We start from the raw sequence: 23,878 nt of genomic DNA, 5'->3' as shown, positions 1-23,878 counted from the left end.
GTATGCGACCTAACTTCTAACTTCTAGTTTCTAATATCTATAAAAAATGAAAAATATCGGAATTATTGGGGCAGGAACCATGGGCGTAGGAATTGCTCAGGTAGCTGCAACAGCGGGATGCAAAGTCGTTTTATTCGATGCAAATGCTCCGCAGATTGATAAAGCATTATCAGGCTTAGAGAAAACACTTCAGAAATTAGTGGATAAAGCTAAAATTTCTCAGGAAAAAGCCACAGAAATCAGAACCAATATCGTTAAAGGTGAAGCTTTACAGGATCTGAAAGACTCAGATCTTGTCATAGAAGCCATCATCGAAAACAAAGACATAAAAACTAAAGTATTTACAGAGCTTGAAACCTATGTTTCCGAAGACTGTATCATCGGTTCCAATACATCATCCATCTCTATCACCTCTCTTGGGGCAGAATTAAAGAAACCGGAGCGTTTCATCGGAATTCACTTTTTCAATCCGGCACCATTGATGCCTTTGGTTGAGATCATTCCATCATTATTAACAGAAAAATCATTAGCTCAAAAAATGTATAACCTCATGAAAGAATGGGGGAAAATGCCTGTGATTGCTAAGGATATTCCTGGATTTATCGTTAACAGAATTGCCCGTCCTTATTATGGTGAAGGGTTAAGAATTGTTGAAGAAAACATTGCAACTCCTGAACAGGTAGATGAAGCTATGAGGACACTCGGGAACTTTAAAATGGGACCTTTTGAACTCATGGATTTAATTGGTGTTGATGTCAATTTTGCCGTAACTACAACCGTTTACAAAGATTATTTCTACGATCCGAAATACAAACCGTCTCTGCTTCAGCAAAGAATGTCTGAAGCCAAACTTCACGGCAGAAAAACCGGAAAAGGATTTTATGATTACGCAGAAGGTGCGGAGAAACCAGTTGCTCAGAAAGACGATGCATTATATCAGCAGATCTTTTTAAGAATTATTTCAATGCTGATCAACGAAGCTGTAGAAGCCAAAAGATTAGGTGTTGCGAATGATGAAGATATCGAGCTGGCGATGCAGAAAGGAGTGAATTATCCAAAAGGATTATTGGCATGGGGAAAAGAAATCGGTTATTCAAAAATCTCCGAAACCCTGCAAAACCTTTATGGAGAATACCAGGAGGAAAGATACAGACAAAGTCCTTTACTTCGTAAAATGTAATAATTATCATTAGTTTATTTTATGAGTAGGTCAAGAAAAAAAATGCCAATAGTAGGAATTACTACTGCAGAGACAGAAAAGAAGGATAAATTAGAAGCTAATAGAAAATTAAGAAAACTGAATAAAGCAAAAATTCGTAAAGGTGATTTTAATTTTTATCAGTTAAGAGAAATTTCAAATGTTTGGAGTTTTGATAAAGATGGCAAAAAATATTTAAAAGAGCCCGTTCGAAAAGATTTAATGAAATAAGATGAATCCAAGACAAGTTGCAGATTATATGTTTGGTCAGGATTATTTTTCCCAATGGATGAATATCAAAATGATCGAAATTAGAGAAAATTATTGTTTAATAGAAATGCCCATCAAGAAAGAGATGATCAATGGGTTGAAAACGGTTCACGGAGGGGTTACATTTGCTTTTGCAGATTCTGCGCTGGCATTTTCTTCCAACAATACAGGAGATGCAGCTGTTGCCCTGAACTGTATCATCAATTTTACCAAAGCCGGTAAAGAAGGTGATGTTTTCAGAGCAGAAAGCATTCTGGTCAATGCTACCAGAAAAACAGCCGTTTACGACATCAAGATCACCAATCAAAACAATGAGCTGATCGCAAAATTCGTCGGAACCGTTTATAAAATCGGAAAAAAAGTAACGGAGCTATAAGCTCAATGTAGCAGTGTAATAATTTACCAATCTAACAATGATGATCAATTTTGAAAATAATCCATTAATAACTAAAACGATTCAATTTTCATTAGATATTATTGAATATTGTGAATTGTTAGAAGAAAAAAGGAAATTTGTTATTGCGAAACAATTATTACGTTGTGGAACAAGCATTGGAGCCAATGCATTTGAAGCGCAAAACCCTCACAGTAAAAATGATTTTATCAATAAGATGAAAATTTCAGCCAAAGAATTGGAAGAAACCAAATATTGGCTATATCTGTGTAAGCATTCCAAAAATTATCCTTTTGATGAAAAATTAGAAGGTCAAATTATAGAATTGGGAAAAATTATTTATAAAATATTAAGTACAAGTTTAAATAAAAATCCATCAATTTAGCATTGTTAGACTGTTACATTGCTAAATTTTTACATTAAAAGTATTATGAACAACGTATACATCATAGACTACGTCAGAACACCAATTTCAAAACTGCAGGGCGGATTATCAGAAGTAAGAGCTGATGATCTGGCAGCAGTGGTTATTAAAGAAGTTATGGCCAGAAATCCTGAAGTTCCTGCTGAGGAAATTGAGGACGTTATTTTCGGATGCGCTAATCAGGCGGGAGAAGATAACCGTAACGTGGCGAGAATGGCCCTTTTATTGGCTGGATTGCCTTACAAAATTGGTGGAGAGACGGTCAACAGACTTTGTGCTTCGGGAATGTCGGCGGTAGCTAATGCTTTCCGTTCTATTGCTGCGGGAGAAGGTGAAATTTATATTGCCGGTGGGGTGGAACATATGACCCGTTCACCTTACGTAATGTCTAAGCCCGGTACTGCTTTCGGAAGAGACAGCCAGATGTTTGATACCACTTTCGGATGGCGTTTTGTTAACCCGAAAATGAAAGAAATGTACGGGGTTGACGGAATGGGAGACACCGCTGAAAACTTAGCGGATATGCACAATGTCAGCAGAGAAGATCAGGATAAATTTGCCCTTTGGTCTCAGCAGAAAGCCACAAAAGCTCAGCAAAGCGGAAGACTGGCGGAAGAAATTGTAAAAGTTGAAATTCCTCAGAAAAAAGGCGAGCCTAAAATTTTTGATCAGGATGAATTCATCAAGCCTACATCTTCTATGGAAGGTTTAGGAAAACTTCGTCCGGCTTTCAGAAAAGAAGGAACGGTAACGGCAGGAAATGCGTCAGGAATGAATGACGGAGCAGCGGCTCTTATCCTGGCAAGTGAAGAAGCCGTAAAAAAATATGGTTTAAAACCAAAAGCTAAGATCTTAGGATCTGCCGTAGCAGGTGTGGAACCAAGAATTATGGGAATAGGACCTGTAGAAGCCACTCAGAAATTATTAAAAAGATTAAATCTTTCTCTGGATGATATAGATATCATTGAACTGAACGAAGCGTTTGCAGCACAGGCATTAGCTGTGACCAGAAGCTTAGGTTTGAAAGATGATGACTCAAGAGTGAATCCAAACGGAGGAGCTATTGCTATCGGTCACCCGCTGGGAGTTTCGGGAGCAAGAATCATTGGCTCTGCCGCTATTGAACTTCAGAAGCAAGACAAGAAATATGCATTGTGTACCCTTTGTATCGGTGTCGGACAGGGCTATGCAATGGTCATTGAAAAAGTATAGTTTTTTCAATAATGTAACAATATAAAAATGTAACAATATAATAATTTATCAGTGTAACAATCATTGTTACATTGTTATACTGATACATTGTTAAATTAATTTTTTAATAAAAAAATTATGAACATCTACTCATACCACGGTATCCGCCCCATCATCAAGCCCTCAGCCTATATTCATCCGCAGGCAGTGATCATCGGGAATGTGGAAATCGGTGAAGAAGTATATATCGGACCCAATGCTGTGATCCGCGGCGACTGGGGAAAAATTATCATTAAAGACGGAGCCAATGTCCAGGAAAACTGTACCCTTCATGTGTTCCCGAATATTGAAACCATTCTTGAGGAATCAGCGCATATCGGGCATGGAGCGATCATCCATTCCGGACATATCGGTAAAAACTGCCTTGTAGGTATGAACTCCGTAGTGATGGACAAAGCTGTTATCGGTGATGAATGTATCATCGGAGCATTGGCTTTTGTTCCTGCTAATTTCACCTGCGGACCGAGAAAACTGATTGTGGGAAGCCCTGCAAAAATCATTCGTGATGTTTCCGATGAAATGACCCACTGGAAAACAGAAGGAACCAAACTGTACCAACAGCTGGCAAGAGAAGGAAAAGAGGCTATTCTGCCATGTGAACCGTTCTCAGAATATGTAGAACAGACCGCTACCAAAACTGTGGATTACAGTATCTGGGCGGATTTAAAATAAACTTTTAAACCTTTTCAAAATTATAAGGTTTTATAATACAATGAAAACGAATATGATCAAAAAGATGCTCATTGCCTGTAGTATGCTGTTTGCTTTTCAATTCATGGTTTTAGCCCAGAATGAAACAGTAAAACCGTTGACTATCGGAGAGGTCAGAACATTTAAATCTAAGATCTTAAATGAAGACAGAACTTTAAACATTTACCTGCCGCAAGGTTTTGATAAAACAAAATCATACCCGGTGATCTATTTGCTGGATGGCTCAATGAATGAAGACTTTATCCACGTTTCAGGATTGGTACAATTCTTTAATCAAATGTATGCCATGCCTGAAACCATCGTGGTGGGAATTGCCAATATCGACAGAAAGAGAGATTTTACCTTTCATACAGATCTGAAAGATTTACAGCAGGATTATCCTACGACAGGACATTCAGATAAGTTTATTGATTTTCTGGATAAAGAATTACTTCCTTACATAGGAAAGCAGTATAAAACAACAGAGAAATATATCTTTGGACAGTCACTGGGTGGGCTTCTTGCAACAGAAATCCTTTTCAAAAAGCCGGAAATGTTCAATAATTATTTTATCATCAGCCCAAGTTTGTGGTGGGATGATCAGAGTTTGTTGAAACAGGCTCCTCAATGGCTTTCCAAAAGCCCGGATACTAAGAAATTTATTTACGTTTCTGTAGGAAAAGAAGAACATCCTGTAATGGTAAAAGATGCAGGATCTCTTTACGATGTACTGAAACAGGCAGATAAAAAGAACTGGACGGTGGAATATAAAATAATGGAAACAGACAATCATGCTACCATTCTTCACAGAAGTTTGTATGAAGGTCTGGTAAAATTATTCCCGTATAAAGAACCCAAAAAGTAAACCATCAAAACACGAATCATGAGATATTTATTTTTCGCCATTTTCTTTTCAGTTTTGATCAGTGCTCAGAAAAAGCAGGATAAGAAAATTAATATAAAGCTTAAAAATGAATTGGCCACGATTCAAAAAGATGATCAAATCTACCGTGAACTGATGCAGTCTGACGTTTCCCAGGAGCAAAAGGAAAAGGTCATGAAAGAAAAAAATCTTAGTAAGGAAGATATTACGGACAGATTATGGACACTGATGGATGAGCAGGATAAGATCAATCTTGAAAAAGTTGAAAAAATTATCAGAATATGGCTATCCCGGAAAATCTCTGGTAGGAGAACCTGAAAATGAAACAGCATGGTTTGTCATTCAGCATTCTCCAAAAATCAATCAATATATGCCAATTATTAAAACGGCTGCTGATCATAAAGAAATTCCGTTTAGATTGTATGCCATGATGCTGGACAGACAACTAATGAATGATGGGAAAGAGCAGATCTACGGAACTCAGGGATTTTCTTCTTACGATGGAGAGAAAGAAAGCGAGCCTATTATCTGGCCTATTAAAGATGTTAAAAACGTAAACAAACTCAGAAAAGAAGCCGGTTTTGAAGATTCGGTGGAAAGTTATGCAAAGCGTCTCTATGGAAAGAGTTTTGTTTTTAAAAATTATACTTTGGATGAAGTTTTAAAAGTCAAAGGCAAATAATAAAATTTCAGACATATAAAGAAGCACCGGAGCTTCAGAAAAAGAAATAAATGATAGACCGTCTAAAGAAATATTGGATTTTCCTGTTGATTGCCCTTATCGGAATCAATTATGCGGGGTTCTGTCTGTTATGGGAATTAGTAGGTATTTCCGATGCGCTGGAACATGTAGAATCAGAACAGGTGATCAGAAAGCTGAAACAGAAGGATTTTTTATATACCCTGTTTATGGATGCAATCCTGATCTTGGATTTTTCCCTTATTCTGTTGTTACTGTTTGTTGCAGGACGAAAAATAGTACAACTCATTGTTAAAAAATAAAAGTCAGGTAAAAAGTAAAAAATAATATGGAAAAACTGAAAAATTACATCTACGGAGAATGGGTAGAAGGTTCCGGAAACGGAATTCCTTTATACAACGCCGTCACAGGCGAGCAGGTTGCTGTTTCCGATACAGAAGGGCTTAATTTCGAGCAGGCTCTTGACTACGGAAGAACAGTAGGCTACAAAAACCTTTCTTCCATGACGTTTTATGACAGAGGAGAGATGCTGAAAAAAGTAGCTCTTTATCTTTTGGAAAGAAAGAAAAAATATTACGAATTATCATATAAAACCGGAGCTACCCACGCAGATTCATGGGTAGATATAGAAGGAGGTTTCGGTACCTTCTTTACCTATTCCGGATTGGCAAAAAGAATGCTTCCAAACACTCCGTTCTGGGTGGATGGCGAAACTCAGAAAATCTCTGCCAACGGAACTTTTCTGGGAACTCACATTCTGACACCAAGTGAAGGCGTTTCTATCCAGATCAATGCCTATAATTTTCCGGTTTGGGGAATGTTGGAAAAATTATCAACATCCCTGTTGGCGGGTGTTCCTTCCATAGTAAAGCCATCTCCTTACGGTTCTTACCTTACGAACGCAGTTTTTCAGGATATGATCGAAAGTGGTGTCCTTCCGGAAGGTGCCCTTCAATTGGTTTGTGGTGAGCCTGGAAATATCCTGGATTATGTTCAGGATGGAGATTCAGTATTGTTTACAGGTTCTGCCCATACAGGAAGAAAATTGAAATCAATGCCTTCCATCGCTGGAAATGCAGTACGTTTCAATATGGAAGCAGATTCCCTGAACTGTTCCATTTTAGGTCTGGATGCAAAACCGGGAACTCCTGAATTTGATCTCTTCATCAAAGAAGTACGTAATGAAATGACCACGAAAGCAGGTCAGAAATGTACAGCAATCAGAAGAATCATTGTACCTGAGCACCTGATCGGAGATGTTCAGAATGCTTTGTCTAAAGCTTTAGACCAAACCAAAATCGGAAACCCGTTGAGCAGAGAAACCAGAATGGGATCCCTGGTAGGAAAACAGCAGTATGATGAGGTGGTTAGAAAAGTAAATATTTTAAAATCAGAAACAGAATTAGTTTACGACGGAAAACATGAACTTGTAGATGCAGACTATGATAACGGAGCATTTATGAGCCCGAAACTGTTCTTAAACGATAAACCTTTCGAGAAAAATATCTCTCACGATGTAGAAGCGTTCGGACCGGTTTCTACGTTAATGCCTTACAAAGATGCCGAAGAGGCAGCGGCTCTTGCTAAAAGAGGAAAAGGAAGCTTGGTGGGATCTATTATTTCCCACGACGAAACCTTTATCGCAGAAACTTCATGGAAAATGGCTTCCCAGCACGGTAGAATTTTTGTTTTGAACAGAGATAATGCCAAAGAAAGTACAGGTCACGGTTCACCGCTGCCTACATTGATGCATGGTGGTCCCGGTAGAGCTGGTGGAGGCGAGGAAATGGGCGGATTGAACGGTCTTCATTTCTTTCTACAAAAAACAGCGATTCAGGGTTCTCCGGATGTGTTGAAAGCGATTACAAAAGTATATCAGCAGGGTGCCGAGAAAAAATTCTCAGACAAGCATCCGTTCCAGAAATATTTCGAAGAAGTGGAAGTAGGGGATTCCCTGGAAACGGCCGGAAGAACGGTTACTGATGCAGATATCGTTAATTTCTCCAATGTTTCTTGGGATCATTTTTACGCTCATACCGATGCTACAAGCTTAACGGGAACTATCTTTGATAAAACAGTAGCCCACGGATATTTCATCCTTTCTGCAGCAGCAGGACTGTTCGTTTCAGGGAAAAAAGGACCTGTTATTGCAAACTACGGTTTGGAAAACTGTTCATTCTTTAAACCGGTATATGCAGGAGATACGATCACCGTTTATTTAACTGCAAAAGAAAAAATAAACAGAGGAGTAAAAGGAAGAAATATTCCTTCAGGTGTTGTAAAATGGCTGGTGGAAGTTGTTAATCAGAGAGACGAGATCGTTTGTGTAGCGACGATCTTAACATTGGTGGCAAAACAATCTCCTTTCATCGATCTAAATGTGAAAAATGTTCAGAAGATATTGAGTGGTTTAACAGAAATGACATCGTCAAATTGGGGTAAAATGTCTCCTCAGCAAATGCTTGAACACTTGGAACATGGAGTTCTGGTAAGTTTAGGTGAGCCGGAAGCCAATAAATGTTTCACACCGGAAGAGCAATTGGAAAAATGGCAGGATTCCCTTTATAACCACAGAAAAATGCCGAAAGATTTCCCTGCTCCATTCCTGGCTGAGGATGAAAACTTACTGGAATTAAAGCATAAAAATCTGGAAGCTGCAAAACAGTCTTTCCTGGATAACTTACAGAGATTTACAGTCTATTACAGAGAAAATCCACAGGCTGAGCATATGAATTTTGTGTTCGGAAAACTGAATAAAGAAATGTGGGAGCTGATGCACAAAAAGCATTTTACGCACCACTTTGAGCAGTTTGGATTGATTTGATTCAAAATATAATAATTTAAATTTATAGTCCCTTTTGGTTTTTACTGAAAGGGATTTTTTAATGATCCTTGTCAAGGTTCAAAACCTTGACAAGGGTTGAAGAAGTCAACGGCTTAAAATAAAGTTTATATTAAATTTATTAACTTTAATAGGCGAAATCCGAAAAGCATATAGAGTAGGAAAAAAAATTAAAAACTAATTGCTATGAAAAATTTAAAAAACTTTCAAGAAACGAATTGAGATCTGTTAAAGGCGCCGGTCCAAACTGGGCTTGCTTGCCTAATTCTTGCCCGCCGGAAAGTTGTTGTCTTCCTGGAAGATGGCCGGATATTCCACGAGCATGTTATATATGTGCTGATTCTTAAAAATAAAATATAAATGTATAGTAGTCCCTTTCGGTTTACTGAAAGGGATTTTAATTACTTTTACTCTCATTTATTTAAGACAAAATATGGAACTACAATTTTTCAAAGACTTTGAAACTTTCAAAAATGAAGATGAATTTGACAGTGAATAACTAAACAGGAATTTTTAAACTTTAAATCAAGATCACAAAAAATAAAACAATGAACGAAAGCTGGATGCAAAAATGGGAAGAGATAAAAGATATCCTTATATGTCCCGTGGATTTGGAAACCTATTTTACTTCAGATGAAATTATGGAGCAGAAAATGGAAGTAATGGAGATTGGTAATATTTCCCTTCCGTCTGGAAAAGTGATCGTGAGAGATCCTTTGGTATTTCTTAATGCGGGAGAGAAACCCTATTTCGTACAGGCTCCGAAAGGAGATTTTCCGGTAAAAATTGCAGTTGTAAAATCAGAAGAATGGGGAAATCGCTATGCTGCCGTAAAAGTGGAATTCACCAGGGAAAAGCCGGTTCTTTACAGAGAAGCACTTATCGGGATAGAAAATCTTGAAGATTTAAATGAAGGTGATTATTTCGGATTCATGGTAGATGCTGGTCTGGGATGTATCACCGATGCAGAATTGCTGCCTTATTTTGATAAATTCCTTACCGAAGTGAATGTAGAAAATGTTTACGATGATTATTTCGCAGAACAGTTTGCACAGAGTTACAAAGAGCATCCGCAAAACCAGAGAGAACTGGGAGACTGGATCAACTGGACGGTTCCCAATACAGAATATCAAATTCCAATGTTTGCAAGCGGTTTCGGAGATGGAGGTTATCCTGTCTATTTTGCATATGATGAAAAAGGAGAGATCTGCGGATTGTATATCCAGTTTATTGATATAGAATTGGCATTGTCTGATGATGAAGACGAAGAGAATGAATAAAACATTTGCAGATAAAGTCATAGAATTCAATAAAAACCTGCAGTTTCCAGGAAACCTTCCTGAAGGCTTTGAAGCCATGAATCCGTATCTGGACAACCCCGAAACGATGAAAGTTATGGAAGGATTTTATCACAAATATTACAATGATGGAAATCCAAGGAAATTTATGATTGGGATCAATCCCAGCCGGCATGGAGCGGGAGTGACAGGCGTTCCGTTTACCGATACTAAAAGGCTGGAAGCTGTCTGTGGAATTAAAATGCAATCGGCTCATACCCATGAAGTTTCTTCGGTTTTCATGTACGACATGATCGCTGAATATGGTGGTGCAGAAGAATTTTATCAAGATGTTTATATCAATTCACCCTTTCCGCTGGCTATTGTAAGAAAAACAAAAACCGGCTGGCTGAACGCAAATTATTATGATGATAAAAAACTCTTTGCAGCTGTAAAAGATTTTATGATCGATTCGCTGAAGAAGCATATCAGTCTGGGCGTGGACACCTCCGAAGTTTTTGTGCTAGGAAAAAAGAATTCAGAATTTATTTCAGCATTGAATGAAGAGGCTCAGTTATTTGAAAAGATGACTGTTCTTGAACATCCAAGATATATCCAGCAGTATAAAACAAAAGAAAAGCAGCTGTATATCGACAAATATATTTTAGCATTGAAAAAAACAAAATTTCCCTGATCATTCAGGGAAATTTATCATTTATGCATTAGAATCTTTTCGCAGTACAAACCACTTGTGGAATTTATTTTTTAATGATCTTTGACGATCCTGATGAGGTTTTGAGGATATAAACACCATTCGGAAGTTCGGAGATATCTGCCTGGTTAGTCCCTTTTCTTATTTCAAAATTTTTCAGCAATTTACCATCCTGACTGTAAATTTCAGCTTGAGCATTATCTTCCGTTTTAATAGAAAGAGGTCCGCTGGTAGGATTAGGATAAATGCTTATACCTTTTTTTGAAACAGCAGCTTCATTCGTTGCCAATACGATACCCGTGTCTTTTACCCATGTGAAAGCATCGAGTCCCGCATATCTGTAGTTTCCGCCTAATGTAATTCTTAGCTCATCAATAATGATATTTGAGTAATTCTGGCCGTTTAAATTCGTAAGATCAATAAGGGTATATCCGTTCGTAGGTGTCATGGAAGCAGCAAAACCTGTAGTTTTTGTCTGGGTAAATTTGGTTACTCCACTCAGTTTTCCTGTAACAGTCAACGTTCCTTGTACCGTCAAATCCAGATTAAGAGCAGATAGATACATCCAAAACCTGTTGACCTTAAATAGATTCGATGTGGTTTTAATGCTGAAAGACGGTGGCGATGCAGCATCGTTGGAATTGTCAATATACCTGTTGTCAACAGAGGTTCCATTCCAGCCCGTACCCGGATAGTTAGCCTGAATGTCAAAAGTTCCAACATGAGAGATAACATTGAATATTATTCCATTATCGGTAAAACTCGGGCTGCCGTGAGATTCCGTTTCAAATTGCTCCGTGCTCGTCTGTCCAAAAGAAAAGAAAGATATGAACAGACTGCAGATAGTAAAAAAAATAGATCTTTTCATGATTTAGGTTTTAAATAAGTTGTTTTTAATCACGTGGAGGATAAATTCCCTCTACACAAATGATGTAATTAAGCCCTAAATAAGGCGGCATATTGTTCATCGGAAGATTCTGTCCGACGTAGGATATAGATCTTGGATTAAGCGCTGTATCAGGATCAGCCTGTACAAAGCTTGGAATCGCCGTAAAATCTCTTCCTATCTGATTTCCTGTAATCGCAATAGAGGTGTTAACAGATGGGGCAGGTACGGTTGCATTGGCATTGGCCACTTTCAGCTGAAAACCGGATCCAATGCTTGGAAGATTTTGTGCCATGATCGTATTTTGTGGAGTTCCTGCAGCAGCTCCCAGAGGATAATATTCATTACCATTCACATTTCCGGCACCGATGGCCATTCTTCCTTTTAGGTTGGGAAGGGCGAAAGTAGTGACCCCGTCACCGCCATAAATGGTTCCCAAAATTGAAAATAATGCAGAATTAGTTGAGATTCTTAATAAACTTCCGTCACAGAACATCCAGCCTCTAGGGGCAAAATTTCCTGCAAATAATTTTACAATTCCTATGTACTCTTCCATGATAAATAGTTTTTTCAGTTGTTAAATTTTCCTACTCTTTTTTGGCTTTTCGGATTCCGCCTGTGGTTGTTAGTTTTTTATTAAGCCAAAGGAACAATATATAAGAAGGCGGTACTAGAGTAGAAAATACCAAATTGGGAAGTCCGTATTTATACGTAACGGATATCTGCATTTCCTTTTACAGAGAATTCATTAGACGATAGGATATGGTACCTTTTAATCCGTAATTTAGGCCCCATAATTTGCTCAGGAAGATTGGTATTTAGTATTTTTGTAACAATCTAATTAAAATAAAAAATGAACGAATTCGTAGTATCAGAAATCAAAAATAATATTGCCGAAATTACCTTCGGAACCCCAAAAAGCAATTCTCTTCCGGGTGCCATTTTAGAAAAGCTGGCTCAGACCATCTTGGATGAAGGTGCTAAAGAACAAGTAAAAGCTATTTTAGTAAAAAGTGATGGTGAAAAAGCGTTCTGCGCAGGAGCAAGCTTCGATGAGCTTTTAGCTATTGAAGAGCTGGAAGCATCTACAAAATTTTTCGGTGGATTTGCAAAAGTTCTGAATGCGATGAGAAACTGCGGAAAAATAGTTGTAGTAAGAGTTCAGGGAAAAACAACCGGTGGAGGAGTGGGAATTGCCTGTGGTGCAGATTACTGCTTTGCTACTAAAGATTCGGCATTAGCACTTACAGAAATCAATTTAGGAATCGGACCTTTCGTGATCGGACCTTACGTAGAAAGAAAAATCGGGAAATCACAGTTCTCCGCAATGGCTATTGATGCGGATTTCAGATCCGCAGAATGGGCAGAACAGCACAATGTTTATCATTCCGTTTCCGAAAATATTGAAGAAATGGATCGCAAGCTGGAAAAATTTTTACAGACTTTAGCTTCCAGGAGCAGTGAAGCATTAGCATTAATTAAGAAAGTATCCTGGGAAGGTACGGATCATTTCAATGAGTTGATGCCTGCCAGAATTCATATGAGTGCAAGTCTTATTCTTGAAGACTCTGCAAAGAAAAGCATTGAGTCTATTAAAGAGAGATTGAGAGTAAAATAATTTTTGCTTAACATAAAAAAAGAAAGGTTATCCAAAAAGGTTAATCTTTCTTTTTATTAAAAATTTGGAAATTTGATTTTTAACAAAAAAAGAGATCCGCTTCAATTACGAAACGGATCCCCTGCAGTTAATATGAATGTTGAATTAAAGTTCGTTTTGTTGTACTAAATTTTGAGATGCATTGATCTCTGCCTGAGGAATCAACCATGTCCATCGCTTGTCTCCGGCAGGAACAGTCATTAAATTATTAGTAACAGCAGAAACATGGTTGGAACCCGTCCTGTCTAAAGGAAGATTTAATCTTTTCAAATCAAGAAATCTGAAGCCTTCTCCCCAAAGTTCTAATCTTCTGCTGTTTAAAATTTCAGTAATATAAGCCTGGCCTGTAGTTGTAGCACCAGTATATGCCGGGTTTCTGTTTTTTGTAAACTCATTAAATACAATTTTAGAATCTGCTTCTTTATTGTCTTTTGCCAATGCTTCAGCTTCGATAAGATACATTTCTGCAGCTCTCATAAATGGGATATCACCTAAGCTTGTATTGTTATCAACAGCTCCTGATGCATTTACAGAAAGAAATTTTTGCGAAGTATAAGGAAATTTGCTGTAGGTAGAAGCTAACGGCAGTGTAGGATGCAATCCAGTAGGATCAATAACCTGTGTTCTCACATCAGTGGACGGAAACTGCGCATATAATAAATTATTGACAACTTTAGGAGCCTGTCTAATTTGTGTTGAATTATAATTTCTGGACATATAACCCATAAAATTTCCAAAAAAGTCGGTTGTGGCATCAATTGGTTTGTAGCCCCATACCCATTCTGAATTAGAATAACTATTGAAGCCTGATTTATACTGAGTATTGTTCATCAATGCAAACCCCTGTCTTGCTTCTTTTGCGTATAAAGCTGCGTTAGCATATTTCCCTTGTACTAAAGCCACCCTTGCCATTAGACCTCTTACAACATTCGCGTTGAAGTGAGATTTATCCGACCTTGTTTTACCGTTTAAATAAGTGTAAGCTTGTGCCAAATCTGAATTTATTGAAGTATAAACCTCTTCTAAAGATGCTCTTGGAATGGGATTGAAAGAATCATCCAGCCTAAGCGGCACTCCAGGTTGCGAATTCGTTGTTCCCTCTACGTATCTTTTTGCATAGATTTGGGCAAGCATAAAATAGCAATATGCCCTGAAAGCATGAGCTTCGCCCATTACCTTGTCTTTCAATGCCTGATCTCCTGTAACATTAGGAGCTGCCTTTATGATAATGTTTGCAATTCTTATCTGTCCATAGAAAAAATCGTATGGATAAAATAAATTTGTAGAAGAGGCATTAGCATTATCCAGCCATCGTAGAGTGGTTACAAACCATCCGTTACCTGTAGTAGGAAAAACCAAGTCCTCTCCCATTACATCCATATAAATCATTACTCCGGTAGCACCATTCTGTCCCTGGCTGCTATTTTGTCTGTAATACATATTTCTATGCATCCCATTAATGGCAATATTTAAGTTATCCAAACTTGAGGTTACTAAAAGTTCACTCGCTGCTTCTGTTGGATCTTTCTCCAGATCATCTCTTTCACAGGATGATAGAATACTTAATATGGAAAGACCGGAAATTAAAAGTGTTTTATTTGTAATAAATTTCATTTTGATAATTTTAAAAAGTTGTACTTAAACCGAAAGTAATAATTCTGGAAGGTGAATATCTGTTACTTACAGTACCGTTAAATGTAGAGTAAGGCTCCAAGCCTTTTCTCTTGCTGGCAACCCAAAGGTTTTCTCCACTCACGAACAATTTTAAACTGCTGACTCCTACACTTTTTACAATGTCAGGATTAAAGCTATAGCCTATTGAGGCATTTCTCAACAGTAGATAACTGGCATCTACCAACCATCTTGATGAAGCAGCATTTGAAGCAGCCACTGTTGACGAATTTAGAGCAGGTACATCAGTGATCTGCCCGGGAGTAGTCCAACGGTTATAAATGTCAGTATGTGATGCTCCACCCTGAGGAAATGCATCCATTAAACCTGCATAGTTAGTATCGTATATTTTCCCTCCAAACTGATAATTAAAGGATGCGGAAAGCTCCCAATTCTTGAAATTAAACGTGGTTGAAAAATTTCCAAAGAAATCAGGAATGGCAGATCCGTGATATTCATATTTTGCTTTATTCTGATTAGTGGTAACCAAAACTCCGTTTACAGTTCTAATATCTGCTGCTGTAGTATCAGTAAATAAATCCTGATCTAAGACAAATAGTGGTGATCCATCAGAAGGATCCACTCCATACCATGATCTCAACCAGAAGGCATATAAATCTTTACCTACCATTAGCTTTTTAGTGCCACTGATGAATTCGTTTTGCGACAGGGCGGTAATCTCATTTTTATATGAAGTTCCATAGGCTGATACAGTCCATTTCAGGTTTTGATTCTTGATAATATCTGCGCTTAAGGTGATTTCATATCCTTTATTTACCAGATTGCCCACATTTCTGTCAATACTATTACCAGGAATACCTGCATTTATAGGAGTTTGAAATGGAAAAAGCAATCCTTTCGTTTCAGAATTATAATACTCTACAGTACCACGCAATCTTTTATTAAATAATTCAAATTCTAAGGCAATATCAGATTGCGCTTTAGTTTCCCAGGTAATCAATGGATCACCTACAGTAGTCAGCAAAATTCCTGGTTCTGTACCATTGTTGTAACCTAAAGAAAATAAGGTTTGATAAGCATAATTTGTATCTAAAGCGTCGTTACCTACTTCTCCGTAAGAACCTCTTAGTTTTAAGAAATTAACGAATCTATTATCCTGAAGGAAATTTTCTTTTGAAATTACCCATCCGGCACCTGCTGACCAGAATGATTGCCATCTTACATCTGTGGCAAAACGGGAAGAACCATCCCATCTTACTGAGCCCTCTAAAAGATATTTTTCATTGTAATTATAGTTCAATCTTGTAAACCAGCTTTCTTTAGTCCTTTCCCTAAGATATGAATTAAGGGTATTGTTATCTACAAAGTTTCCGAATTCGTAGAAATTATCCAATACCTGATTTCGTTTATAACCATATAAGTAGTCTTGTTTATAATCAAAATTTTCATGTCCTGCAAGAACAGTTACATCATGACCTCCCAATTTTTTATTATAAGTTAATACCTGATTCCAGGTAAAATCTCTGGTCAGATACATTGTTCTGGAAGCAGAGCCAATTCCCAAAGCATCCCCGATCAGTCTGTTCCCATATGCTTTGTTTAATGTTCCTCTAAAATTATACGCTGCATTGGTTCGGAACATCAATTCCGGTAAAAGTTTAAACTCTGCATATACATTAGACTGGAGGTTGTATGAATTGGTTTTATCATCATTTAGTAATGTTTCCCATATAACATTTCTACCTGCAGCAGCATCAACACCACGTAAAGAACCATCATCATAAAGAACCCCTCCATTTACATCATACAGTCTCTCTCCAGTAACAGGATCATGTTGATATGGGCTATAAATTGGTCCCATACCACGCGTCCATGCATAAGGATTTATATAAGCGGAATTATTGTCTGCTCCATTAACTGCTAAACCTTGGCTCGTAATAACACCATTTAAGCTTGTGCCAATTTTAAACCAGTCTCTAACCTGTGAATCTGCATTGATTCTTAAATTAAGACGTTCAAAACTTGATTTTACAATATATCCTTGTTCATTGGTATAGCCTAATGAACTGAACAATGTAGTTTTATCATTTCCACCTGAAAAACTGATACTATGGTCTTGTCTTATGCCTACACCTATTAAAGGATCGGCCCAGTCAAAATCATTGTAACGCAGCTTTGCCGAAGGATTAAGTATTCCATCAATAACTAACTGTGCATTTGGTACATCATAGACATTGGTTTTTAGATTTCCGGAAATTAAATTAGTACTCGCCCATGCGTTTGAGGCAGCAAGCGTCTCATTAGGATTTGTAATCCTTCTGCCATTACGCATGGCTTCCCACGCAAGGACATAATAATCTGCTGTTCCTACTCTGTCATATTCCTGTACAAATCTGCTTACTATACCTGTATTAGAATTAAGTGTAAATCTTGAGGAATTTTTCTTACCTCTCTTAGTCGTTACCATAATAACTCCATTAGCAGCACTTGAGCCGTATAGAGCCGTTGATGATGCATCTTTTAACACAGTTAAACTCTCAATGTCATTAGGATTCAATGAGTTTAAATTCCCAGGGAAAGGAACTCCATCAACAATTAAAAGTGGTTCGTTTGAAACAAGGTAAGAACCTGTTCCTCTAATTCTTATTGATGAGCCTTCACCTGGCTGGCCTGTACCTGCAGCAATCTGAATACCTGCTCCAGCTCCATCCAATGCCTGTAAAACATTGGAAATAGGACGATTTTCAATTTTTGCTGCATCTACCTGAACATTTGATCCGGTAATGGTCCCTTTTTTCTGTTTACCGTAGGCAACAATTACTACTTCGTCAATGTCTTTAGTCTTCGTCGAGTCTTTCTGCGCAGTCACAGCCTGGGCCGTAAAAAATACTACTGCAGTAGATAGGATTTTTAGTTTCACATTCATATTAACAGAATTTAATAAATATTTTGTACAAATATGTTGTTTTTTTTTAAAACTGCAATGGTATTTTGCCTTAAATCTTAAATTTATGTTAATTATTAAATATTTAAAGTTAAATAATTGATGAATATGAGTTTTTTATGTAGTTATTTTGAATAATTTTAGCTAAATAATTTATTTTAAAGTAAATTATTCACTTTAATCAAATTTAAAATGCGTTATTGCTTACGAAAATAGTATATACCAATAAAATCTATCAAGTTAAAGAAATGAATTTTTGAGTAAATGCTTTAAGATTTTGGATTTGAAGAGTCGAGTAGGATAATCACAACTCACTTAAAGAAATATTTTCCTGTAATTGTATTTGTGAATAGTCCTATTAAAACTTCAGTCATAGTAGGTCATTTCTTAAAGTTAAGAAGTGTATTGAATTTGTTGAGAAAAATTATCATTAAAATGTAAAAAAAATAATTGGCAGATTAAAAATAAATTATAACTTTGTAATTCAAAGTTCTTTTTATGGATTCAAAAAACTATCACGAAGACTTATCACACATCCGTTCCATGATGGAGCGGTCTTCAAGGTTCATTTCATTGAGCGGACTGTCCGGAGTTTTTGCCGGTTTGGCTGCGCTGATCGGTGCAGGATATGTTTATTTTATTTTCCAAAGGGAAGGAATTGATTATTTTGATGGTGACAGGAATTTCTTTGCTCCGGCATTGGTCAGAGAGCTGGTAATTGTAGGGATAGTAATTTTACTGGCAGCTGTACTCAGCGGATATATTTTCACAGCGAATAAAAGCAAAAAGAAAGGCCTTAAGATCTGGGATAGTACGACAAAACGTTTACTCTTAACTTTTGCAGTTCCTTTAGTAACTGGCGGAGTTTTTTGCCTTGCACTTCTTTTCCATCATCTTTTTGTATGGATAGCCCCGGCTACGTTAATATTTTATGGAATTGCCCTGGTCAGTGCAGAAAGATATACTTTAACAGATATTAAATATTTAGGATATTGTCAAATTGTTCTGGGATTGATCTCTCTTTTCTTCTTAGGATGGGGGCTTGTATTTTGGGCCATCGGTTTTGGGATTTTACATATTGTGTATGGCCTGATCATGCATAAAAAATATAAATAAAGATTAAATTTGCAGCTTTTGTTAGAACAGCTTCTCTAAAACTGCAGTTAGCGACCTATTATGATAAAGATAAATCAACTCAATAAAGAATTCGAAAGCCGTGTGAGATTGGGTATAATGTCCGTTCTTATGGTAAACGACTGGGTTGACTTTTCTGAAATGAAAGGGCTTTTAGATATCACAGATGGTAATTTGGCGAGCCACAGCAATGCTTTGGAAAAAGCCGGATATATCGAAGTAAAAAAAGAGTTTGTAGGTAAAAAGCCAAAAACTTCTTACCGTGTTACACAGAACGGGAGACAGGCTTTTAACGAACATTTGGATGCCCTTGAAAAATTATTAGGAAGATAAAGCTATATTTTTTTGAAAAACAACTTTGAAACACAAAGTACTTTATAAATTTAAAATTAAAAAAATGATGACACAAAAACAAAAAACAATCCTTATTTACGCTACACCGGCGGTTTTATTATGCATTCCGTTATTGGGGAATATGTTCTCCGAGGAATTCGACTGGTCACCGGTAGATTTTGTAATTGCTGCCGTTTTGCTTTTTGGAACGGCTTTTATCATCGATCTGATTCAGCGGATCGTTAAAAACAAAACATACAAAATCCTGTTAAGCGGAGCCATTCTTATATTGCTGTTGCTTGTCTGGGCAGAATTGGCAGTAGGAATTTTCGGAACCCCTTTCGCCGGAAGTTAATTGTAACTGAATTAAAGAATGATGACAAGAAGGTGTTTTCTTAAGCGGCTTTTTCAGCTTTCAGCAGTGAGCGCGTTCCCTTTTCTGTATTCGTGGCAGGTAGAGCCTTTCTGGGTAGAATTTGTTCAGAGAAAGTTACCCGTAAAGAATCTGCCAGGTTCCCTGGAGGGAAAAATCCTGATGCAGATATCAGATCTGCATGTCGGAGACCGTTTCGACTGGAATTTCCTGATCGAATCTTTTCAAAAAGCACAACAGTTTAATCCGGATTTTGTAGTCTACACGGGAGATTTCGTGAACCATGGAACTGAAGAAGACCAGGAAGATCTGAAGAAAGTGATGGAGCAGGCAGTCTACGGAAAGCTGGCAACCTTCGGAATACTCGGAAACCATGACTACGGAGAGAACTGGGACGATATTATTTGCTCAGAAAATATCTGTCAAATTCTCAGGGATTTTGGAATCAGTATGCTTAAAAACAGCAGCGAAGAAAGTCACGGACTGAATTTTATAGGATTTGAAGATCTGTGGTCGCCTAATTTCCATCCTGAGGAAGTAATGAATGATTATGACCCCGGAAAAGCCAATATTATACTCTGCCATAATCCGGATGCCTGCGACAGAGATATATGGAACGGTTATCAGGGCTGGATTTTAAGCGGACATACTCATGGAGGACAGTGCAGAATTCCAGGTATTATCACACCGGTACTCCCCGTTGAAAATAAGAAATATATATCAGGGGAAATAGATTTTCAGGATGGAAGAAGGTTGTACATCAACAGGGCTATTGGGCATTCTTTTCAGATAAGATTTATGGTACGCCCGGAAATTACCGTCTTTACTTTAACTCAAGCTTAAAATACAATATAGATGAAAGATCATCAAATACTAAACATCGGGAAATATATTTTCGGATTATGCTTTCTGCTCGGAAATATTTGTCTTTTCGGCTATTTAATAACAAAACATGTGGATTTTGCAATAGGAGGTTATCTCCTTCTTATTTTCGGAACTGCTTTAAATCTTCTTACTGCGCTGGGATTATTGATTTATGGAATTATTTATAAATCAAAGTTTGATAGCTGTCACAAATCTATAGGCATAATGATGATCAATATTCCTATAGCCATATTTTACACCGTAATAGGACTTAACATAATCTAATAGTAAAAACTTATGAAAAAAGTACGTGTTCAATTTCTGCTTTTTGTCTATGATAAAACTCAGAAACTTTACAGGAAATATTTTAAAAAGAAAAAGAGACAATGGCAGTTCAATGAAGAGCAGCTGCTGAAATTTCAGGAAGATTCTCTCGGAAGAAAACTGGGGGAATTCTATAAAAAGCATGGATTCTCTATGATTCCTAAAATGGAAAACCATGATGTACATCACCTGATCACCGGATGCGGAACCCAATTCGAAGATGAAATCGCCATGCAGTACCTTCTCCTTGGAAACGGTAAGCTCAATGCCCATCTCCTGGCAGCCGTTGTATTGGGAACATTTATTCTTCCGGAATACATGAAACTATATATGAAAGCATACAGAAAAGGGCAAAGCATGAAACCATTTTATCACTGGGATTTTGAAAGCCTGCTGTGGCAGAATTTCGACCACCTGAAGGATTATATCCAGCAGAAAGAAACGCCGGTATTATATTAATGAACGGCTATGAAAAAAATAGCCCGGCAGCAATACTTTTCTCCTCATTCATCTTAATATTCTGAAAATCTTATTCTTTCTTAATGGTTAAATCTTTAAATCATTTAATTCTTAAATCTCAATTATGAAAACACATCATCATATATTTCTTACAGCCGCTTTGTTTGTCATTGTCTTTTATGATCAGGACATTGGACTGAATCTCGGTATTCTGGGTATCGTTTATGCATTGCTGACTTTATTCAAAACTCCTGAAAGAAACAGGACCAGAACTTTTCTGATACTTTTCGTTACAAGTATTCTGTCATGTTTCGCTTTTGCATGGTTCAGAGACTTTCCGTCCCTGCTGGCGGTTGTAAGTTCCCTTCTGCTATTAGGCTATCGCTCAAGAAACAGAAAGCTGAAAATACTTTTCCTCATTCCCGTATTTATCATCAACAGCTTCACCTCGCTTTTCCGGTTTTTCAGCTTTGACTCATGGCTGCCGAAAAAAAATATTTCAGGGGTATGGCAGAAAACTTTAGCGTTCATCCTTATTCCACTATTGTTTATCTCCATATTTTTCGGAATATATTCTGTGGGAAGTGATCATTTTGCGGCTGTTTTCAGAGATTACGAACTCGATATTAATATATGGCAGGTACTGGCTCTTTCAGTTTTAGGCTTTTTTATTGCTTTCAATTACTGGAACTATGCGGTAGAAAGATTGATATACAAAAAGAACTCCCTGCTGGATGATAACTTTCCGGATAATTATAAGGTGCAGAAATCAACATATTCTTTTCTTGATCTGGATGCAGAGAGAACCAGCGGTGTCATTTCCTTCTTTTGCCTGAATATTTTACTCGTATTTTTTATTATCACTTACAATTATGAGCAGTTCTATGAAATTTCAAAAACTCCCGTTCAGCTTTCAGAAGAGACCCATGAAAGAGTAAATGCTGTGATTATGTCTATCATTATGGCTGTATTGGTGATCATGTTCTATTTTAAATCCGGTTTTAATTTTGATCCTAAAGCTAAGCTGATGAAGCTTCTGGCCAGGATCTGGATCATCCTGAATGTCATTCTTGTATTTTCAGCAGCATTGAAAAATTACGAATATATTATCAGTTACGGATTTACTTACAAAAGGCTCGGTGTATTTGCTTTTCTCCTGTTGGCACTCATCGGGCTGGCACTTACCTTCATTAAAATTCAGAAGAAAAAAAGAAATGCATTCCTCTTTAATACAATGATCTGGTATTTTTATGGAACAATTTTAGCATGCAGTTATGTGAACTGGGGTGGAATTATTACCTCCCAGAATATGAAACGTAAAGATTTTGCGGTAAACTATCACTTTGAACAAATCAACTTCAGTGAAAGAGGACTGTTGAAGTATGCAGAAGAAAAAAATGATCTGCAGCTTAAAAAGAAAGTACTGGAAAAAGCTAAACAAGAAAAATCAAAACCTTTCCTTTCAAAGATTCTTTACTTTGAAACATTAAAAGATTAAGTATTATGAAAAAATCCTTATTGTTAATCCCATTGATTATTATTTCATGTAAAAAAGAACCTGCTGTAACTGAAACCCCTGACAGGGATTCTGCTATAGTCACAGAAATGCCGGATTCTACGGATAAAGAAGATTCTGCTGCCCTTAGAAAGAAAGATTCAATCATTAACAATGCTCCTGTCACCAAAGAAGTACTGCGAAAAGGTGTGATGAGAACCGAAAAAGAGGGCCAGATCATAAGAACGGCAGATGCATCGCAGCTTCCATTCACATTGGGAGAAGAATTTACAAAAGATGGTCAGGAACTGGTTTTAAAACTGACCCATTATGACAAACCCAATATTAAAGCAAAAATTTCAACCAATGAAAAAGACTTTAATATCAGATTTAACCAAATCAGGCTTCCAAATGGAGATTATGACGGGCCATTCGGGAGAGAAATTACCTATGAAACCAAAGGAAAAGGTGAAGTATGGCTGATCATAGGGAAAAGTAATATGGCTTCCGGAAACACAAAAGGAGGTTTTAATGTAAGTGTGGAATAAAATTGACCATTTTGGTATAATTTCTGCAAACTCAATATCAATACTAAAGTTTAAAATTATGAAAAATATATTTTTAATGACAGCAGCAGTTTCAGCAGTAGTAGTAAGCTGTGGAACTGTACAGTCACTGGTTCAGAATACATTCCCTTATACAGCCAATGTTTTGGTTTCTACGGGAGTGCCTGCCAATAAAGAAGTTTCATCTACGGCTACGGCCACGAATGTACAGACATGGTTTGGAGGAAATAATAATGCGAAGATTAAAGATGTAAGAATCTCTGATGCCAAAATTTCTGTGGTTTCTCCTTCAGGCGGAAACCTGAGTGCGCTGAAATCCGTGAAAGTTTATGTTTCTTCCAACGGAACAGGTGAAAAGCTTATTGCTTCACGTTCCAATATTACAACAGATTCTTCCAGCTTAAATCTGGATCTTAATGATACAGGATATTTGGATGAGGTGGTAAAAAGTACAGGTCTTACAGTTAGAACAGTATATGAGCTGAAAAATCAGACAAGTTCAGATATGACGCTTAAAATAGCACTTAATTTCAATAGCGTTCCTGCGCAGTAATTTTTGTGCAAAATAAA

At 37.2% G+C, this 23,878-nt stretch carries 27 protein-coding genes and 1 pseudogene; 24 read left to right on the top strand and 4 right to left on the bottom strand.

Going from position 1 to position 23,878, the window contains the following annotated elements:
• The first annotated feature begins 46 nt into the window (after positions 1 to 46).
• The 14 genes and pseudogenes from ACMGDK_RS07060 to ACMGDK_RS06995 all read left to right on the top strand — a co-directional run bounded on the left by ACMGDK_RS07060 (position 47) and on the right by ACMGDK_RS06995 (position 10,623).
• Positions 47 to 1,180: a 3-hydroxyacyl-CoA dehydrogenase NAD-binding domain-containing protein gene (locus ACMGDK_RS07060; RefSeq protein ID WP_436807306.1), complete on the top strand. Its 1,134-nt coding sequence runs from the start codon at positions 47 to 49 to the stop codon at positions 1,178 to 1,180.
• A gap of 42 nt (positions 1,181 to 1,222) precedes the next feature.
• Positions 1,223 to 1,429 carry a hypothetical protein gene (locus tag ACMGDK_RS07055; protein ID WP_436807305.1) on the top strand — a complete coding sequence of 69 codons (207 nt, stop codon included), beginning with the start codon at positions 1,223 to 1,225 and terminating at the stop codon, positions 1,427 to 1,429.
• Position 1,430: 1 nt separating this feature from the next.
• Complete coding sequence (locus ACMGDK_RS07050; protein ID WP_436807304.1) at positions 1,431 to 1,844, top strand: PaaI family thioesterase; 414 nt, start codon at positions 1,431 to 1,433, stop codon at positions 1,842 to 1,844.
• Positions 1,845 to 1,881: 37 nt separating this feature from the next.
• On the top strand, positions 1,882 to 2,247 hold the full coding sequence (locus tag ACMGDK_RS07045; protein WP_436807303.1) for a four helix bundle protein: 366 nt from the start codon (positions 1,882 to 1,884) through the stop codon (positions 2,245 to 2,247).
• 45 nt (positions 2,248 to 2,292) lie between these two features.
• On the top strand, positions 2,293 to 3,498 hold the full coding sequence (gene pcaF, locus ACMGDK_RS07040) for a 3-oxoadipyl-CoA thiolase (protein ID WP_436807302.1): 1,206 nt from the start codon (positions 2,293 to 2,295) through the stop codon (positions 3,496 to 3,498).
• 117 nt (positions 3,499 to 3,615) lie between these two features.
• On the top strand, positions 3,616 to 4,209 hold the full coding sequence (locus tag ACMGDK_RS07035; RefSeq protein WP_436807301.1) for an acyltransferase: 594 nt from the start codon (positions 3,616 to 3,618) through the stop codon (positions 4,207 to 4,209).
• Between the two features lie 40 nt (positions 4,210 to 4,249).
• Positions 4,250 to 5,092 carry an alpha/beta hydrolase gene (locus ACMGDK_RS07030; RefSeq protein WP_436807300.1) on the top strand — a complete coding sequence of 281 codons (843 nt, stop codon included), beginning with the start codon at positions 4,250 to 4,252 and terminating at the stop codon, positions 5,090 to 5,092.
• A gap of 18 nt (positions 5,093 to 5,110) precedes the next feature.
• Positions 5,111 to 5,428: a hypothetical protein gene (locus tag ACMGDK_RS07025; RefSeq protein WP_436807299.1), complete on the top strand. Its 318-nt coding sequence runs from the start codon at positions 5,111 to 5,113 to the stop codon at positions 5,426 to 5,428.
• On the top strand, positions 5,373 to 5,792 hold the full coding sequence (locus ACMGDK_RS07020; RefSeq protein WP_436807298.1) for a DUF6624 domain-containing protein: 420 nt from the start codon (positions 5,373 to 5,375) through the stop codon (positions 5,790 to 5,792). Before ACMGDK_RS07025 ends, ACMGDK_RS07020 begins: the two co-directional genes overlap by 56 nt.
• A gap of 50 nt (positions 5,793 to 5,842) precedes the next feature.
• Positions 5,843 to 6,112, top strand: coding sequence for a hypothetical protein (locus tag ACMGDK_RS07015; RefSeq protein ID WP_436807297.1), 270 nt, complete (start codon positions 5,843 to 5,845; stop codon positions 6,110 to 6,112).
• Positions 6,113 to 6,138: 26 nt separating this feature from the next.
• Positions 6,139 to 8,634 carry a phenylacetic acid degradation bifunctional protein PaaZ gene (gene paaZ / locus ACMGDK_RS07010; protein WP_436807296.1) on the top strand — a complete coding sequence of 832 codons (2,496 nt, stop codon included), beginning with the start codon at positions 6,139 to 6,141 and terminating at the stop codon, positions 8,632 to 8,634.
• A gap of 209 nt (positions 8,635 to 8,843) precedes the next feature.
• Positions 8,844 to 8,999, top strand: a pseudogene (locus ACMGDK_RS07005) (bacteriocin-like protein); the annotation flags it as partial.
• 201 nt (positions 9,000 to 9,200) lie between these two features.
• A complete protein-coding gene (locus tag ACMGDK_RS07000) occupies positions 9,201 to 9,932 on the top strand; it encodes a DUF4241 domain-containing protein (protein WP_436807295.1) in 732 nt (243 codons plus the stop codon).
• Positions 9,925 to 10,623, top strand: coding sequence for an SMUG2 DNA glycosylase family protein (locus ACMGDK_RS06995; protein WP_436807294.1), 699 nt, complete (start codon positions 9,925 to 9,927; stop codon positions 10,621 to 10,623). Before ACMGDK_RS07000 ends, ACMGDK_RS06995 begins: the two co-directional genes overlap by 8 nt.
• A 64-nt stretch (positions 10,624 to 10,687) precedes the next feature.
• Here the strand turns inward: ACMGDK_RS06995 and ACMGDK_RS06990 are convergent, their stop codons facing one another.
• Together ACMGDK_RS06990 and ACMGDK_RS06985 are read right to left on the bottom strand one after the other, a co-directional pair.
• The gene (locus ACMGDK_RS06990; protein WP_436807293.1) at positions 10,688 to 11,509 is read right to left on the bottom strand and encodes a T9SS type A sorting domain-containing protein; all 822 of its coding nucleotides are present in this window, start codon (positions 11,507 to 11,509) and stop codon (positions 10,688 to 10,690) included.
• Positions 11,510 to 11,534: 25 nt separating this feature from the next.
• Positions 11,535 to 12,083, bottom strand: coding sequence for a phage tail protein (locus tag ACMGDK_RS06985; protein WP_436807292.1), 549 nt, complete (start codon positions 12,081 to 12,083; stop codon positions 11,535 to 11,537).
• Between the two features lie 297 nt (positions 12,084 to 12,380).
• On the opposite strand from ACMGDK_RS06985, the gene ACMGDK_RS06980 reads away from it, so the two are divergent.
• A complete protein-coding gene (locus tag ACMGDK_RS06980; protein WP_436807291.1) occupies positions 12,381 to 13,145 on the top strand; it encodes an enoyl-CoA hydratase/isomerase family protein in 765 nt (254 codons plus the stop codon).
• A 144-nt stretch (positions 13,146 to 13,289) separates the two neighbouring features.
• Here the strand turns inward: ACMGDK_RS06980 and ACMGDK_RS06975 are convergent, their stop codons facing one another.
• Both ACMGDK_RS06975 and ACMGDK_RS06970 read right to left on the bottom strand, forming a co-directional pair.
• Positions 13,290 to 14,798: a RagB/SusD family nutrient uptake outer membrane protein gene (locus ACMGDK_RS06975; RefSeq protein WP_436807290.1), complete on the bottom strand. Its 1,509-nt coding sequence runs from the start codon at positions 14,796 to 14,798 to the stop codon at positions 13,290 to 13,292.
• Positions 14,799 to 14,808: 10 nt separating this feature from the next.
• The gene (locus tag ACMGDK_RS06970) at positions 14,809 to 17,742 is read right to left on the bottom strand and encodes a SusC/RagA family TonB-linked outer membrane protein (RefSeq protein WP_436807289.1); all 2,934 of its coding nucleotides are present in this window, start codon (positions 17,740 to 17,742) and stop codon (positions 14,809 to 14,811) included.
• A gap of 516 nt (positions 17,743 to 18,258) precedes the next feature.
• On the opposite strand from ACMGDK_RS06970, the gene ACMGDK_RS06965 reads away from it, so the two are divergent.
• From ACMGDK_RS06965 to ACMGDK_RS06925, 9 genes are all read left to right on the top strand, one after another.
• Complete coding sequence (locus ACMGDK_RS06965; protein ID WP_436807288.1) at positions 18,259 to 18,876, top strand: hypothetical protein; 618 nt, start codon at positions 18,259 to 18,261, stop codon at positions 18,874 to 18,876.
• A gap of 60 nt (positions 18,877 to 18,936) precedes the next feature.
• Positions 18,937 to 19,227, top strand: a complete 291-nt coding sequence (locus tag ACMGDK_RS06960) for a winged helix-turn-helix domain-containing protein (RefSeq protein WP_436807287.1) — start codon at positions 18,937 to 18,939, stop codon at positions 19,225 to 19,227.
• Positions 19,228 to 19,291: 64 nt separating this feature from the next.
• On the top strand, positions 19,292 to 19,582 hold the full coding sequence (locus ACMGDK_RS06955) for a hypothetical protein (protein WP_436807286.1): 291 nt from the start codon (positions 19,292 to 19,294) through the stop codon (positions 19,580 to 19,582).
• Between the two features lie 21 nt (positions 19,583 to 19,603).
• The gene (locus ACMGDK_RS06950; protein WP_436807714.1) at positions 19,604 to 20,443 is read left to right on the top strand and encodes a metallophosphoesterase; all 840 of its coding nucleotides are present in this window, start codon (positions 19,604 to 19,606) and stop codon (positions 20,441 to 20,443) included.
• 12 nt (positions 20,444 to 20,455) lie between these two features.
• Positions 20,456 to 20,749, top strand: coding sequence for a hypothetical protein (locus ACMGDK_RS06945; RefSeq protein WP_436807285.1), 294 nt, complete (start codon positions 20,456 to 20,458; stop codon positions 20,747 to 20,749).
• Positions 20,750 to 20,761: 12 nt separating this feature from the next.
• A complete protein-coding gene (locus tag ACMGDK_RS06940) occupies positions 20,762 to 21,247 on the top strand; it encodes a Coq4 family protein (RefSeq protein ID WP_436807284.1) in 486 nt (161 codons plus the stop codon).
• Positions 21,248 to 21,371: 124 nt separating this feature from the next.
• Complete coding sequence (locus ACMGDK_RS06935) at positions 21,372 to 22,745, top strand: DUF4153 domain-containing protein (RefSeq protein WP_436807283.1); 1,374 nt, start codon at positions 21,372 to 21,374, stop codon at positions 22,743 to 22,745.
• A 5-nt stretch (positions 22,746 to 22,750) separates the two neighbouring features.
• A complete protein-coding gene (locus ACMGDK_RS06930; protein WP_436807282.1) occupies positions 22,751 to 23,290 on the top strand; it encodes a hypothetical protein in 540 nt (179 codons plus the stop codon).
• A gap of 58 nt (positions 23,291 to 23,348) precedes the next feature.
• Positions 23,349 to 23,861 (top strand): hypothetical protein, encoded by a 513-nt coding sequence (locus ACMGDK_RS06925; protein ID WP_436807281.1) that lies wholly within the window; start codon positions 23,349 to 23,351, stop codon positions 23,859 to 23,861.
• Positions 23,862 to 23,878: the final 17 nt, after the last annotated feature.

It is taken from the genome of Chryseobacterium hilariae, assembly GCF_051400735.1.
Lineage (GTDB): Bacteria > Bacteroidota > Bacteroidia > Flavobacteriales > Weeksellaceae > Chryseobacterium.
This window is presented reverse-complemented; position numbering and strand designations above follow the sequence as displayed.